This is a genomic window from Peptoniphilus harei (assembly GCF_016726485.1).
Classification (GTDB): domain Bacteria; phylum Bacillota; class Clostridia; order Tissierellales; family Peptoniphilaceae; genus Peptoniphilus_A; species Peptoniphilus_A harei.
This window is the reverse complement of sequence record NZ_CP068103.1, coordinates 1295595-1309055: the sequence shown is the minus strand read 5'-3', so window position 1 is coordinate 1309055 and position 13461 is coordinate 1295595. Positions and strand designations below refer to the sequence as shown.

At 37.6% G+C, this 13461-nt stretch carries 17 protein-coding genes; 2 read left to right on the top strand and 15 right to left on the bottom strand.

Features of this window, described 5'->3' with window-relative positions; all coding sequences use genetic code 11:
• Positions 1-8: 8 nt before the first annotated feature.
• The 13 genes from rpsC to I6I93_RS05965 all read right to left on the bottom strand — a co-directional run bounded on the left by rpsC (position 9) and on the right by I6I93_RS05965 (position 10116).
• The gene (gene rpsC / locus I6I93_RS06025; protein ID WP_070700280.1) at positions 9-764 is read right to left on the bottom strand and encodes a 30S ribosomal protein S3; all 756 of its coding nucleotides are present in this window, start codon (positions 762-764) and stop codon (positions 9-11) included.
• Between the two features lie 11 nt (positions 765-775).
• A complete protein-coding gene (rplV, locus tag I6I93_RS06020; RefSeq protein ID WP_005957388.1) occupies positions 776-1111 on the bottom strand; it encodes a 50S ribosomal protein L22 in 336 nt (111 codons plus the stop codon).
• An 11-nt stretch (positions 1112-1122) separates the two neighbouring features.
• Positions 1123-1407: a 30S ribosomal protein S19 gene (gene rpsS / locus I6I93_RS06015; RefSeq protein ID WP_005957452.1), complete on the bottom strand. Its 285-nt coding sequence runs from the start codon at positions 1405-1407 to the stop codon at positions 1123-1125.
• 13 nt (positions 1408-1420) lie between these two features.
• The gene (gene rplB / locus I6I93_RS06010) at positions 1421-2251 is read right to left on the bottom strand and encodes a 50S ribosomal protein L2 (RefSeq protein ID WP_112889831.1); all 831 of its coding nucleotides are present in this window, start codon (positions 2249-2251) and stop codon (positions 1421-1423) included.
• Positions 2252-2269: 18 nt separating this feature from the next.
• Positions 2270-2557, bottom strand: coding sequence for a 50S ribosomal protein L23 (gene rplW, locus I6I93_RS06005; protein WP_112889830.1), 288 nt, complete (start codon positions 2555-2557; stop codon positions 2270-2272).
• Entirely contained in the window at positions 2557-3180 is a 624-nt protein-coding gene (gene rplD, locus I6I93_RS06000; RefSeq protein WP_112889829.1) for a 50S ribosomal protein L4, read from the bottom strand. Before rplD ends, rplW begins: the two co-directional genes overlap by 1 nt.
• Before the next feature lie 17 nt (positions 3181-3197).
• Complete coding sequence (gene rplC / locus I6I93_RS05995) at positions 3198-3830, bottom strand: 50S ribosomal protein L3 (protein WP_112889828.1); 633 nt, start codon at positions 3828-3830, stop codon at positions 3198-3200.
• Between the two features lie 60 nt (positions 3831-3890).
• The gene (rpsJ, locus tag I6I93_RS05990) at positions 3891-4208 is read right to left on the bottom strand and encodes a 30S ribosomal protein S10 (protein WP_005957385.1); all 318 of its coding nucleotides are present in this window, start codon (positions 4206-4208) and stop codon (positions 3891-3893) included.
• Between the two features lie 692 nt (positions 4209-4900).
• A complete protein-coding gene (gene ahpF, locus I6I93_RS05985) occupies positions 4901-6424 on the bottom strand; it encodes an alkyl hydroperoxide reductase subunit F (protein WP_112889827.1) in 1524 nt (507 codons plus the stop codon).
• A complete protein-coding gene (gene ahpC / locus I6I93_RS05980; protein ID WP_112889826.1) occupies positions 6424-6993 on the bottom strand; it encodes an alkyl hydroperoxide reductase subunit C in 570 nt (189 codons plus the stop codon). The genes ahpF and ahpC overlap by 1 nt, the downstream gene beginning before the upstream one ends.
• Before the next feature lie 158 nt (positions 6994-7151).
• The gene (locus I6I93_RS05975) at positions 7152-7952 is read right to left on the bottom strand and encodes an ABC transporter ATP-binding protein (protein ID WP_112889825.1); all 801 of its coding nucleotides are present in this window, start codon (positions 7950-7952) and stop codon (positions 7152-7154) included.
• Complete coding sequence (locus I6I93_RS05970) at positions 7949-8977, bottom strand: FecCD family ABC transporter permease (protein WP_112889824.1); 1029 nt, start codon at positions 8975-8977, stop codon at positions 7949-7951. Before I6I93_RS05970 ends, I6I93_RS05975 begins: the two co-directional genes overlap by 4 nt.
• Positions 8974-10116 carry an ABC transporter substrate-binding protein gene (locus tag I6I93_RS05965; protein WP_112889823.1) on the bottom strand — a complete coding sequence of 381 codons (1143 nt, stop codon included), beginning with the start codon at positions 10114-10116 and terminating at the stop codon, positions 8974-8976. The genes I6I93_RS05970 and I6I93_RS05965 overlap by 4 nt, the downstream gene beginning before the upstream one ends.
• 210 nt (positions 10117-10326) lie before the next feature.
• Between I6I93_RS05965 and I6I93_RS05960 the strand changes: the two genes are divergently transcribed.
• Together I6I93_RS05960 and I6I93_RS05955 are read left to right on the top strand one after the other, a co-directional pair.
• Entirely contained in the window at positions 10327-11124 is a 798-nt protein-coding gene (locus I6I93_RS05960) for an electron transfer flavoprotein subunit beta/FixA family protein (RefSeq protein WP_112889822.1), read from the top strand.
• 8 nt (positions 11125-11132) lie between these two features.
• Complete coding sequence (locus I6I93_RS05955) at positions 11133-12128, top strand: electron transfer flavoprotein subunit alpha/FixB family protein (RefSeq protein ID WP_112889821.1); 996 nt, start codon at positions 11133-11135, stop codon at positions 12126-12128.
• Between the two features lie 292 nt (positions 12129-12420).
• Here the strand turns inward: I6I93_RS05955 and I6I93_RS05950 are convergent, their stop codons facing one another.
• Entirely contained in the window at positions 12421-13113 is a 693-nt protein-coding gene (locus I6I93_RS05950; protein WP_112889820.1) for an LrgB family protein, read from the bottom strand.
• Positions 13106-13456, bottom strand: coding sequence for a CidA/LrgA family protein (locus I6I93_RS05945; protein ID WP_112889819.1), 351 nt, complete (start codon positions 13454-13456; stop codon positions 13106-13108). Before I6I93_RS05945 ends, I6I93_RS05950 begins: the two co-directional genes overlap by 8 nt.
• Positions 13457-13461: the final 5 nt, after the last annotated feature.

The window sequence follows — 13461 nt, the reverse complement described above, 5'->3', positions numbered from 1 at the left end:
CCCCTTCTTTAAGACTCTTTATTTCTATTGTCTCTTCTATTATTTCTATTGAAGTTATTGTTTCTGTTATCGCGTCTCTTGCGATTTCTGTTATCTCTATTATCTCTAGATCTTCTTCCTCTTTCTTCAGTTAGTTCAGGAAGAACTTCACCCTTGTATAGCCATACCTTAACACCGATTTTACCGTAAGTTGTATCAGCTTCAGCAAAACCATAGTCAATGTCAGCTCTTAAAGTTTGTAGAGGAATAGTTCCTTCAGAATATCCTTCAGTTCTTGCCATGTCAGCACCACCAACACGACCTGAAACAGAAGTCTTGATACCAAGTGCTCCTTGACGCATAGTTCTTTGGATTGCTTGTTTCATAGCACGTCTAAATGCAACTCTTCTTTCAAGAGCTTCAGCAATACCTTCAGCAACGATTTGTGCATCTAAGTCTTGGTTTTTGATTTCTTCTACATTTATTACAACAGATTTACCTGTAAGTTTTTCAATTTCAGTTCTTAGTTCTTCAACGCCTGCTCCACCACGGCCAATTACCATACCTGGTTTTGCTGTGTGAATAGAAATCTTTACTCTATTAGCAGCTCTTTCAATTTCGATCTTAGAGATACCTGCAGCATAAAGTTTTTTCTTAACATAATTTCTAATCTCGTTGTCTTCAACTAAAAGATCGGCAAAATTTTTCTTGTCTGCGTACCATTTTGAATCCCAATCTTTGATTACTCCAACACGAAGTCCATGTGGGTTTACTTTTTGACCCATTCTCTACCTCCTTACTCTCTTTCTGCTACTACAACGCCAATGTGACTTGATCTTTTTAGAATTGGATAAGCCATTCCCTTAGCCTTAGGACGGAATCTTTTCATTGTTGGGCCTTCGTTTGCGTAAGCCTTTTTAACATAAAGATCTCCTCTGTCTAGGTTAAGGTTGTTTTCAGCGTTAGCTACAGCTGAATGTAGTACCTTATATAGTTCATGAGCTCCTCTTTTGTTAGTAAACTTTAAAATAGAGAGGGCTTCATCAACGCTTTTTCCGCGTATTTCTGCGCAAATATAGTTCACCTTTAGAGGTGATATTCTTACATATTTAGCAATTGCTTGTGCTTGCATTATAACCCTCCTTACTTAAGTGTAGTACTCTTTTCGCTCTTGCCGCCATGGCCTCTGTATGTTCTTGTTGGAACAAATTCGCCTAATTTATGTCCTACCATGTCTTCAGTAATGTATACTGGCACATGTTTTCTGCCGTCATGAACAGCAATTGTGTGAGAAACAAATTCAGGGAAAATAGTTGAGCGACGAGACCAAGTTTTAATTACTTTGTGTTCGTTTTTATCATTAAGCTCGTCAACCTTCTTTAGAAGGTGTTCATCAGCAAATGGTCCTTTTTTTATTGATCTACTCATTAATACCCTCCGATTACTTAGTTCTTCTTCTTACGATATACATATCAGATTTTTTAGATTTCTTTCTAGTCTTAAGTCCTAGAGCTTTCTTGCCCCAAGGAGTCATTGGTGAAGGTCTACCAATTGGAGTTCTACCTTCCCCACCACCATGAGGGTGATCAACAGGGTTCATTGCAGATCCTCTTACGTGAGGTCTTTTTCCAAGATACCTGCTCTTACCTGCCTTACCTAAAGTGATAAGTTCGTGAGAAATGTTTCCAACTTGTCCAATAGTTGCCTTACATCTTTGGCTTATTAATCTAAATTCACCTGAAGGAAGTCTAAGTTGAGCGTACTTACCTTCTTTAGCCATAAGTTGTGCAGATGATCCAGCAGATCTTGCGATTTGGCCACCACGTCCTGGAGTCATTTCTACATTGTGAACAGTAGTACCAACTGGAATGTCAGCAAGCATTAGTGTGTTACCAACTTTGATATCTGCATCTGATCCAGATTCAACTATATCTCCTACCTTTAAACCATTTGGTTGGATGATGTATCTTTTTTCACCATCAGCATAGTTTAGAAGTGCAATGTAAGCTGTTCTGTATGGATCGTATTCAATAGCTGCTACTCTTGCAGGAATATTGTCTTTATCTCTCTTTAAATCTATAATTCTGTATTTTCTTTTAACTCCGCCGCCTCTGTGTCTACTAGTAATTCTACCGTGAGCATTTCTACCGGCAGTCTTGTTGATAGTTGTTAGAAGAGATTTTTCAGGTGTTGTCTTAGTAATCTCTTCGAATGAAGCAACTGTCATTTTTCTACGGGAAGGAGTTGTAGGTTTAAATCCTTTAATCGCCATTATTAATACCTCCTACTATCAAATAGAATCAAAAAATTCTATCGGCTCTGAGTCATCAGTAAGCTTAACTATAGCTTTTTTCCATGAAGGACGTCTTCCTTGATGAACTCCTTGTCTTTTAAGTTTACCACGCATATTCATTGTATATACTTTTTCAACCTTAACGCCGAAGATTTCTTCAACAGCTTCTCTGATTTCAGGTTTTGTAGCAGTTTTAACAACTTCAAAAGTGTATTTATTTTCTGCCATCATGTCCATACTTTGTTCAGTGATTAAAGGTCTTTTTATAACGTCAAATTTATTCATCAGTTAAAAACCTCCTCAACAACATCAAGTGCAGACTTTGTGATAACAAGGTTATCGTACTTTAATAAGTCGTATACGTTAATGTCTGTAGCTCTTGATGTTTTAACACCAGCGATGTTTCTTGCTGCTCTTTGAACATCTTTTTCGTCGTCATTAATAACTACAAGTGCCTTGTTGCCAGCACCAATGTCTTTTAAGATGTTAGCAAAAACTTTTGTCTTAGCTTCTTCCATTTGGATAGAATCTACAAGAATCATTTCGCCATCTTGTAACTTGCTAGTAAGAACTGACTTAAGAGCAACTCTTCTAGTCTTCTTAGGAGTTGTGTAAGAGTAATCTCTAGGTTTCTTAGCGAAAACAACTCCACCGCCTCTCCATTGAGGTGATCTAATAGAACCTTGTCTTGCACGACCAGTTCCCTTTTGTCTCCAAGGCTTTCTTCCGCCTCCACGAACTTCAGCACGTGTCTTAGCAGAGTGAGTACCTTGTCTATTGTTAGCCAAAATATTTTTAACAACTAAATAAACAGCATGAGTGCTAACAGGAGCAGCAAATAGCCCTTCACTTAGTTCGACTTCTTCAACAGGATTTCCCTTAATGTCAATCATTTGAATTTTAGGCATTTTTTAACCTCCCTATCTTATTTAGTCATTTTAACAGTGCTTTTAACTCTAACAGTTCCCTTCTTAGGTCCTGGGATAGCACCCTTAACTAAAATTAAATTTTTATCTGTATCTATTCTTACAATTTCTAGATTTTGTACAGTAACTCTTTCGTTACCCATTTTTCCAGCCATTCTGTGGTTTTTCCAAACTCTTCCTGGATAAGAAGCAGCTCCCATACCACCTGGCATTCTGTGGAATTTAGAACCGTGAGTTTCTCTACCACGACCGAAGTTGTGACGTTTGATAACACCAGCAGTTCCCTTACCCTTTGAAGTTCCAACAACATCAACGTGTTCTCCAGCTTCAAAGATATCTACCTTTATTTCATCGCCTAGGTTGTAAGATTCTACATCATCAGTTCTAAATTCTGAAAGATGTTTTCTGTATCCTACACCAGCCTTGTCAAAATGTCCCTTCTCAGGTTTGTTTAATCTTCTTTCTTTAACCTCTTGTGTTGCAACTTGGATAGCATTGTATCCATCACTTTCAATTGTTTTCTTTTGCACAACAACATTTGGTTCTACTTCAATAACTGAGACAGGAGTGACAGTACCCTCTTCATCAAAAATTTGGGTCATGCCAATTTTTTTACCTACTAAATATTTCATGTTGCACCTCCTAATATTTACAGCGGACTTCTATAAGTAGAAGTCATATAAAGCAAAGTTTTAAAGTTTAATTTCAATATCTACACCAGCTGGTAGATTTAACTTCATAAGTGAATCTACAGTCTTTTGTGTAGGGTTTAATATATCAATTAGACGCTTGTGAGTTCTTTGCTCAAATTGTTCTCTTGAATCCTTGTACTTGTGTACAGCTCTTATAATTGTGATGATTTCCTTTTCAGTTGGAAGAGGAATTGGTCCAGAAACTTCTGCACCGCTCTTCTTAGCAGCATCAACAATTCTTAGTGCTGAATTGTCAAGTAGTTCGTGATCATAAGCTTTAAGTTTAATTCTAATTTTTTGTTTGCCTTTGTTAGACATATTTACCTCCTATTCGCTAAAGCCTTACTTGCGAATGGGGTTATCGATACACGCACCCTGGTGTGTAAACAGGGCACAATAGAAAAAAATAACCCTCGCCCAAGTCCAGCTTGGACTTCTCTGTCATAATTACCTCGAAACTCCTTTTTTTCAACAAAATCTCAAGCAACTTATGACTTCATCGCAACATTCTTTTTAAACGCTCAAATATTATATAATAAAAAATCCCACTTGTAAAGGAAATTTACAGGTTTTTTTGAATTTCTTCAGATTTTTTTATTATATTAATATTAGCAATAATTTTTCGGCCTAATTTATAGGCACTCTCCTTAATATAGTCTAAAAGTCTTATATTTGCAAGACTTTATCTATATTTATAAAAATATTTTTAATTTTCTTTCTAAGATTAATAAATTATTTTTTAAAGTTATTTTTTCTAAGACTTAATAACTTCTAAAAATTTCTTCCTATTGTATAGGCTTTTATTTTTTAACCTAAATTAGTAAAATAATTTTTTTCTGAGTGGATATAAAAAATTCCCACAAGTTTTCAAATCACAAAATTTTTTATTAGACAATCTTATGCAGGACTCCATATTATAGAAAGAATTAAAAAAAGTATGGCAGACCACCATACTTTTCATACACTTTTTATTACTAATTTTATTTTTATAGCTTTAATTTTTAAAAAGATCACTTGGACTTAGTCATTAAATAATTGTAGGCACCTAGGGCAGCTGTTGCGCCAGATCCTTCTGCTATGACAATTTGCTTAAAGGCTGAGTTAGTGCAGTCCCCTGCTCCGTAAACTCCTTCAAGGCTTGTAGCCCCAAACTCATTTACAATAATTTCTCCACGAGAATTTTTTTCCACCATGTCTGCCCACTCAGTCATTGGCACAAGTCCAACTTGGATAAAGCAACCTTCAGTCTTTTCTTCTATGACTTCGCCACTTATCCTATCCTTGTAAGAAATTTTTTCTAAAACTTTTTCTCCAGTCAAGGCTTGGGTTTCTGCATTAGTAACTATTCTTACATTTTTAAATTCCCTTAGCTTATCTTGAAGAACCTTGTCTGCCTTTAGTTCTGGCAAAAATTCTAGGACTAGGACTTCCTTGGCAAGGCTGGCAAGATCAATTGCAGCTTCTATACCAGAGTTGCCTCCACCTATTACTGTTACCTTCTTACCCTTAAAGAGTGGTCCGTCACAGTGAGTGCAGTAGGCAACGCCCTTGTTCCTAAATTCTATTTCTCCAGGAATTCCAATTAACCTCCACTTGGCACCAGTAGCTATTATAATAGTCTTGGCAAAGAGTTCTCCTTTATTAGTTATAACTTTTAAAGCTTCGCCTTCTTCTATACCAGTTACAGATGCACCTTCAATAATATCAACCTTGTACTTATCCAGATGAGCCTTCACATCATCCATGTAGTTTGGCCCTTCTGTGTACTCAATACCAGTGATGTTTTCTATCGAAAGAGTTTCCTTAACTTGGCCACCAAATTCTTCAGCTACAAGTCCAACTTTTGTTCCTTTTCTCGCTCCATAGATGGCTGCTGTTGCCCCACCAGGGCCTCCACCTATTATCAGGCAGTCATAAAGAGGCTTTTCTTCAAACCTTAGGTCAACTTCTTCCTTCTTTATCTTATTTAAGATTTCATTTAAGGAAATTTTTCCACTATTAAAAACTTCTCCATTTACATAAGTTGTTGGCACCGCAAGTACACCAAGGTCTTCAACATAGTCAGTGAAGACAGAACCGTCCACCATTGTGTGGGAGATCTTTGGGTTTAGGACTGCCATAATGTTTAGAGCCTGAACTACTTCAGGGCAATTGTGGCAGGATAGGCTGACCATGGTTTCGAAATTCATTTCATCCTCTATTTCCATAATCCTTTCCCTAGTCTTGTCATCAATCTTTGGTGGGCGACCTACAACTTGTAGGATGGCAAGTATAAAGGACTCAAACTCGTGGCCAAGGGGTATGCCTGCAAAAATTATTCCACTGCTACTATCTGATGAAAGGCTAAAGCTTGGCTTAAACTTTAAGTCAGCTTCTTCAACCTTAATCTTATCTGTAAGGCTTATTACTTCATCAACAAAGTCCCTTAACTTTTTAGAATTTTCTGAATCATCAAGGCTAAGAGTAATTACAAGCTCTCTCTCGAGAAGTTGTAAATATCCCTTAACCTGATTTTTTAAATTTTGATCTAACATTAGATCTTGCCAACTAGGTCTAATCCTGGAGTTAAAGTATTGCCAGATTGTTTCCATTTTGCTGGACATACTTGGCCAGGATTGTTTCTTACAAATTGTCCTGCACGAATCTTGTCAATAACTTGGCTTGCGTCACGGCCAATTCCATCTGCATTGATTTCCAAAGTTTGGATCACTCCATCTGGATCAATTATAAAAGTAGCCCTTTGTGCAAGGCCTGCTTCTTCATCAAGGACATCAAAGTCTCTTGCAATTGACTTGTGAGGGTCAGCCAGCATTGTGAACTCAAGCTTACTAATAGCTTCAGAGTGGTCATGCCATGCCTTGTGAACGAAGTGAGTGTCAGTTGACATAGAGTAAACTTCAGCTCCCAGTTCCTTTAACTTTGCATATTGTTCTTGCATATCTTCAAGTTCAGTTGGACATACAAAAGTAAAATCAGCAGGGTAGAACATTAAAACTGTCCATTTGCCTTCAAAATCTTTATTAGAAACTTCTACAAACTCTTCCTTGCTAGGGGCATAGCCCATAGTTTTAAACTCAGGTATTTTCTTTCCTATTTGTGACATATTGTCCTCCTTATATTTTTAAAGTTTATTTGATATTCTCTATCAATTTATCTATACCCACAAAAACCGGGGATTTTTAAATATATCATCTTTTTAATCTTAACTCTCCCCTATAAAATAAAAAAAGAAGTATGACCTCCATACTTCCAATATATTTTCTATTTTAAATTTTCATCTTTTATGCCAAGAGGTATTACCCTCTCATAGGTCTTCCCATCAATTTGAAACTCTGAAATACTTACATCAACAGAAAAAGATTTTTTTAAGTTTTCCCTTGTGAGGACCTCCCTAGTTGGTCCAAACTCATAGGTCTTGTCATAGCTTAGCAAGAGGCACTTGTTGGAAATGGAAAGGGCATGGTCTGGATAGTGGGTGTTCATTACTATAATGACACCTGACTCTGCCAAACTCTTTATCAAATTTAAGATTACCATTTGATTCTTGTAGTCCAGGCCACTTTCTGGTTCATCCAAAATTATAATCTGTGGATCCTTCATAAGACTCCTTGCAATTAAGAGCATTTGAACTTCTCCCCCACTCATCTGGTCTGATACCTTGTCACGCAAGTGATAGATTCCTATGGACTTCATAACTTCTTCTGCCCTTCTTAGGTCCTTGTCCCTTGGCTTCTCAAAGATTGACATTGAAGAAGTAGAACCAAAGAGGACCATCTCAAGGCCTGTGTAGGCAAAGGCAGAAGACCTCTTTTGAGGGATATAGGATATTTTTGACCAAAGTTCTCTCTCTTTAATAGAAGAAATATTTTTCCCATCTAAAAAAGTTCCACCGGATGTCCATGGGAGTAGACCTGTCAGGCACCTTATGAGGGTAGTCTTTCCCACCCCGTTGGGTCCAAGTATAGAGAGGACATCAGAGTCTTCAAGAGAGAAATTTATATCCTTCAATATAAAATCAGACTTTTTAAATTTAAAATTTCCTCCAGAAACTTCTAGCTTCATTTAAAAATCCCTCCTGACCTTCTCATTAAGATTATAAAAATTGGTGCCCCTATAATTGCTGTTAAAATTGAAATTGGAAGCTCAATTACCGAAACTGTCCTCGATAGTGCTTCGATTAGGATCATAAAGCCTGCCCCAAAACTTATTCCCAGGGGCAAGGTGTAGAGGTTGTTGGACCCCACCATCAACCTCACAAGATGGGGAATAATCAAGCCGATCCAACCAATTTGCCCACAAATAGAAACTGAGGACGCAGTTATAAGGGTAGCTGCAAGTATAAAAATCAACCTAGTCTTCTTGACATTTATACCAAGTGACCTGGCCTCGTCTTCTGAAAGTGACAAGAGGTTGAGGCTCCACCTCATCTTGTAGATTACAATCATAGAAATCAAGATAAGGGGACCTGCCAAGGCTAGGTTCTTGTAAGAAGTCCTACCAAAGGACCCCATTAGCCAGTAGGTGATTTGTGGCAACTTGTCCATGGGGTCAGCTGTGTACTTAAGGAGGGAAGCCAGGGCATTGGCAAGAGAAGAGACAATTATCCCTGCCAAGACCAGCATTATCATAGAGGTCTCGTCCCTCTTCACAAGATTAATTGTCATGAGGATTGAAAGGAGTCCAAAGACCATGGCAAAAACTTGAATCCCCATGGTCCCAAGAGAAAATATTATACCTAGGACTGCCCCAAGGGATGCTGCCGATGTAACCCCCAAGATATCTGGGGTTGCAAGAGGATTTGAAAAAAGTGCCTGGAAGGCAATCCCTGCGGCAGTAAGTCCTCCCCCAACAATGAGGGCTGTTAGGACCCTTGGCAGCCTAATATTTATAATTAAAGACTCCATAAGGGGATCAACTTGCCCTCCACCTATTAAATTTTTAAAAAATAAAATAATTTCTGCTATTTTAATATCCATCCTCCCCATGGAAAGACCAATAAGGCCACAGGCCAGGGGAAAGAAAATTAAAATAAAATAAACATAGGGATGAAGTCTCCCATCATCCCTAGTCCAAAAGTTTTTTGTCATATATTAAACATGTCCTCGATTTGTTCATCTGTAAGTTCATAATTGTACCACTTAGCGTAGTAGTCCTTGATGACCTTATTTAAGTCGTAGTCCTTAAAGGCTTCAGGATAAGTTTCACTTGCAAGCCAAGCTAAAACTAGTGGAGCATCTGGGTTTGGTGTTAACCAATTCCACATACCAAGCTTTGAATTGTAAACTCTCTTATCCTTAACAGACTTTAAGTTTGAAAAATCAAAACCTTCAACAGTGTTGTTGTAAACTTCTTCCCTCTTTATATCCAATAGACCAGGTCCATCAAGGTAAAATACATCAGGATTCCACTTGTAAATTTCTTCCACATTTACCTTTGCATAACCCTTGGCATCTTGGGCAACATTATTTACCCCAAGTCTCTTTAGCCAGAAGTCTCCAAAAGTTCCCTTACCGGCAACAATTGGTGTACCTTCAACATATTTCCAAAGGATCATACCACTTGGTCTGTCAGCTTCAGGCACTGTGGCAATTCTCTTTTCAACATCTTTTACAATGTCATCGCCTGCCGCCAAGAAATTATCCATCTTGCCTTCTTCGCCAAAGACATCTTCAAGAAGTTTTAGCCATTCGCCATATCTGTTAATAGGGTCAGCTGGAGTGTCTGCTCCCATAGTTACAAAACCTACACAAGGAACTCCAGTCTTTGCCAACTTTTCATAACGGTCTTGGTTCTTAGCGTTGTAGAAAATTACATCTGGCTCTAACTTAATAATTTCTTCCACGTTGATGTCAGATTGACCTTGAACTGTGTTTGTTGTGTCAAGAAGTTCAGGTGCAATATCTTGAAGAACTGTGTTAGAAATAACTTGTTTTAGTGAACCAGCGTAACCAACAATGTAAGGAGCCTTACCTTCATTGTATGCCATGTAAGTAGAAAGAATTGGCACTTGGTCAATTACAATCTTTTCAATCTTATCTGGCACTTCAAGTTCACGACCTGCGTGGTCAACTATCTTATGACTTCCAGTCTTTTCCTCAGTGGCAACCTTAGTGTCATTGACTTTTTCATTTGCCCCATCATTAGTCTTTTGAGCACAGCCAGTCATTAAAAGACCAACCATTGTAGCTATAAGCATAAGGCTGGAAAACTTTTTAAATTTTTTCATCTTATATAAACCTTCTTCCTATATAAAAATAATAAACTTCCTCTTCCATTATAATACAAGCAAAAAAAATTTTAAGTACCTTATGAAATAAAGTGAATTTATTTAAGGTTTTTTTGATTATTTTTATCACTTATAAAAATTTTCTTAATACTTTCGCCATTTTGGGGTATGATATAAGTATATTGAAGTAAAAATATTTTAGGAGGAACTATGAAAATATTATTATTAATGAAAATTGTTCCTGACACAACAAATGCAAAAATCGATCCAGAAACAAAAAACCTCAAGAGAGATGGAATCAAAACAGTTATTAACCCATCAGACCTTTGTGGTTTAAAATTTGCACTTAATGTCAAAGAACAAGTGGAAGAAGAAGTACAAATCGACGTGCTAACTATGGGACCACCAGACGGAGAAAAATACCTTCGCGAATGTATCCAAATGGGTGCAGAAGAAGCTTACCTATTAGAAGGAATAGAGTTCAAGGGTTCTGATACCTTTGCAACATCCTATGCCATAACAGAAGCCATTAAACAAATTGGCGAATACGACATCATCTTCACAGGTGACCAAACAATGGACGGAGACACAGGACAAGTTGGCCCACAAATCGCTGAAAGACTTGGCATGAACCAAGTTACTTATGTATCAGACATTAACTACAAGGACGGCGAATTTGAAGTTAAGAGAAAAGTTGCTGACGGAACTGAAACAGTTTCCCTAAAGGCACCTTTCCTTGCATCAGCACTAAAGGGTTCAGTAAACAAACCTTCAAAGTTTGCCCTAAAGAGATCTAAGATTGCAAAAGAAAAAGAAATCCATGACCTAACTGCAGACAAACTTGGACTTGACCTTGATAAAATTGGACAAAAGGGATCCCTTACAGTTGTAAAAGACCTTTCAGCTCCAGACAAGTTTGAAACAGGCAAGATAATTGATGAAGGTTCTGCTGACAAGAATATAGACGCAGTTATAAAGATAATCGAAGATGCGAAAGTTTTAGTGTAGGTGATAAAATGAAAAAAGGAAATATTTGGGTAGTAAACGAATCTTCAGAAGGCTCACTTTCACTTATAACTAAAGAAATAATGTCTATAGCGAGAGAACTTTCTGATGAATTAGATAGAGAACTTGTGGCAGTAGAAATTGGTCACAATAATGATGACAAGGCAAAATTATCAGGCAACCTTGGAGCCGACAAGGTAATCCAAGTTTCTGATGAACTTCTAGAAAATTACAACACAATGGCCTATGCCAAAGTATTAGATGGTCTAATGGAAAAATACGATCCAGCAATTGTTATGCTTCCAGCATCCCATGATGGACGTGACCTTGCAGGTAGGGTTTCAGCAAAAAGAGGAGTTGGACTTGTTGCCGACTGTTCCAGCGTTGAAATAACTGAAGACAAGGAAGACATCAAGTGGATAAGACCTTCTTTTGACGGAAAACTATTCTGCGACGTAAGAATCACATCCGAAACCATGATGGCTACAATTGGTAGAGGTGGCTTTGTTGAAGCTCCTTTCAACGAATCAAAAGAAGCAGAAGTAATAAAAGAAGATGCAAATATTACAGAAGACGATATTAAGACAAAATTCATTGACTTCGAAAAAGAAGAAATCAATCCACTTCTTGACAAGCTAATGAATGCAAAAGTTGTTGTATCAGGTGGTAGAGGACTTGGCGGACCAGAAAACTGGCACCTAGTAGAAGAACTTGCAGAAGCACTTGGCGGTGCAGTTGGAGCAACTAAGGCTGTAACTGACCTTGGCTGGTGTGACAAGGACCTTCAAGTTGGTGTAACTGGTGTTCAAGTAAGACCAGACCTCTACATTGCCCTTGGACTTTCAGGAGCAATCCAACACACTAAGGGTATGGAAGACTCAACAACTATAATTGCCATCAACAACGACCCAGACGCTGCCATCTTTAAGACAGCCCACTACGGAATTGTTGACGACTTATTTAATGTAGTTCCTGGATTAATAGAAGCAATAAAAAATAGAAGATAATGATAAAAAAAACCGAGACGAGTCTCGGTTTTTTGGTGAGAATAAAGGAACACAGATTTTCGACAAGCAAAAATCTGCGGGCAAACTTATCAAAATTTCTTGGAGAAATTTGATCAAGTCTCAGCCATGTGACCGAATAGAGATCATTGTCTAGTGAGTCGGATATTTTGAAATAATATAAATTAAAAAAGCTTGGTGAAATTTTACACTCACCAAGCTTTTTTAATGATTATACCTATTGAGGGAGACAATAGGCCTTTATATACATATTCTTTACTTATATTTATCTTAATCAAAATAACATCTCTATAACTCTCATTGCAACAGGCATTAGGATTACAGTCACAAGACCTGCCACTGCAATAGAAAGTCCACTCATAGCTCCTTGGATTTCTCCAAGCTTTCTCGCTTCAGAAGTACCAACAGCGTGAGAAGAAGTACCAATGGCAACTCCTTGTGCAGTTGGGTCCTTGATCCTAAAGAGTTTCATAATAAGTGGAGCGATTACTGCGCCAGTAACCCCTCTTATAACTACAAGAACAGCAGTTATAGCAGAAGCTCCACCATACTCTTCAGAAAGAGAAATTGCAATTGCTGTTGTGATTGATTGTGGAGTTGAGGATACCACAAGATTTTCGTCAATGCCCAAGAAGCTTGAAGCGAAAATTACAAAAAATATAGCAATAGCAGAACCTAAAATTGTTCCAGAAAGAATAGGGATTAAGTTCTTCTTAAGTTCTGGAAGGTTTTCGTACAAATCAACTACCATGGCAACTGTAGCAGGAGCGATAAAGAACATAATAAAGTCCCCGCCTTGCTTGTAATCTTCATAGGGAATACCAGTTACCTTTAAAAATAATATACATAGGGCAATGGATATTAAAAGAGGATTGGCCAAAGGAGTCTTTAGTTTCTTGTTGATCATCTTACCAATTTCAAAAGTCGCAAAGGTAAGGATGATACCAAAATATTTATTACTAAACATCTTTCCTCCTTTGTAAAAGTTCTATAATCTTGCCAGTTAGGCCCATAGTGATAGCAGTACCAATAATAACTAGTCCAACTAGTAGGCCTGCTTGGCCCTTTATCTCATCATAGCTATTGATAATACCAACACCAGCTGGCACAAAAAGAATAGCTAGGTTTTGTAGGATACCATTTGAAGTCTTTTTAACATCATCTGGCTTAATAATTCCTACTGCAAAAGCAATAAATAGATAGATCATCCCATATACCGCTTCAGGTATTGGGAAGTTTATCAAGTGTCTTGTCGCTACCCCAAGCATTAAACATACACAAAGTATGACAAATTCCTTTAAATAATTCATAGGTC

Coding starts and splice junctions, on each gene's coding strand:
- rpsS (WP_005957452.1), bottom strand. CDS start 1,407: ATGAGTAGATCAATAAAAAAAGGACCATTTGCTGATGAACACCTTCTA.
- rpsJ (WP_005957385.1), bottom strand. CDS start 4,208: ATGTCTAACAAAGGCAAACAAAAAATTAGAATTAAACTTAAAGCTTAT.
- rpsC (WP_070700280.1), bottom strand. CDS start 764: ATGGGTCAAAAAGTAAACCCACATGGACTTCGTGTTGGAGTAATCAAA.
- rplB (WP_112889831.1), bottom strand. CDS start 2,251: ATGGCGATTAAAGGATTTAAACCTACAACTCCTTCCCGTAGAAAAATG.
- I6I93_RS05955 (WP_112889821.1), top strand. CDS start 11,133: ATGAAAAAAGGAAATATTTGGGTAGTAAACGAATCTTCAGAAGGCTCA.
- I6I93_RS05970 (WP_112889824.1), bottom strand. CDS start 8,977: ATGACAAAAAACTTTTGGACTAGGGATGATGGGAGACTTCATCCCTAT.
- rplV (WP_005957388.1), bottom strand. CDS start 1,111: ATGCAAGCACAAGCAATTGCTAAATATGTAAGAATATCACCTCTAAAG.
- I6I93_RS05945 (WP_112889819.1), bottom strand. CDS start 13,456: ATGAATTATTTAAAGGAATTTGTCATACTTTGTGTATGTTTAATGCTT.
- I6I93_RS05950 (WP_112889820.1), bottom strand. CDS start 13,113: ATGTTTAGTAATAAATATTTTGGTATCATCCTTACCTTTGCGACTTTT.
- I6I93_RS05960 (WP_112889822.1), top strand. CDS start 10,327: ATGAAAATATTATTATTAATGAAAATTGTTCCTGACACAACAAATGCA.
- I6I93_RS05965 (WP_112889823.1), bottom strand. CDS start 10,116: ATGAAAAAATTTAAAAAGTTTTCCAGCCTTATGCTTATAGCTACAATG.
- ahpF (WP_112889827.1), bottom strand. CDS start 6,424: ATGTTAGATCAAAATTTAAAAAATCAGGTTAAGGGATATTTACAACTT.
- I6I93_RS05975 (WP_112889825.1), bottom strand. CDS start 7,952: ATGAAGCTAGAAGTTTCTGGAGGAAATTTTAAATTTAAAAAGTCTGAT.
- rplD (WP_112889829.1), bottom strand. CDS start 3,180: ATGCCTAAAATTCAAATGATTGACATTAAGGGAAATCCTGTTGAAGAA.
- ahpC (WP_112889826.1), bottom strand. CDS start 6,993: ATGTCACAAATAGGAAAGAAAATACCTGAGTTTAAAACTATGGGCTAT.
- rplC (WP_112889828.1), bottom strand. CDS start 3,830: ATGAAATATTTAGTAGGTAAAAAAATTGGCATGACCCAAATTTTTGAT.
- rplW (WP_112889830.1), bottom strand. CDS start 2,557: ATGAATAAATTTGACGTTATAAAAAGACCTTTAATCACTGAACAAAGT.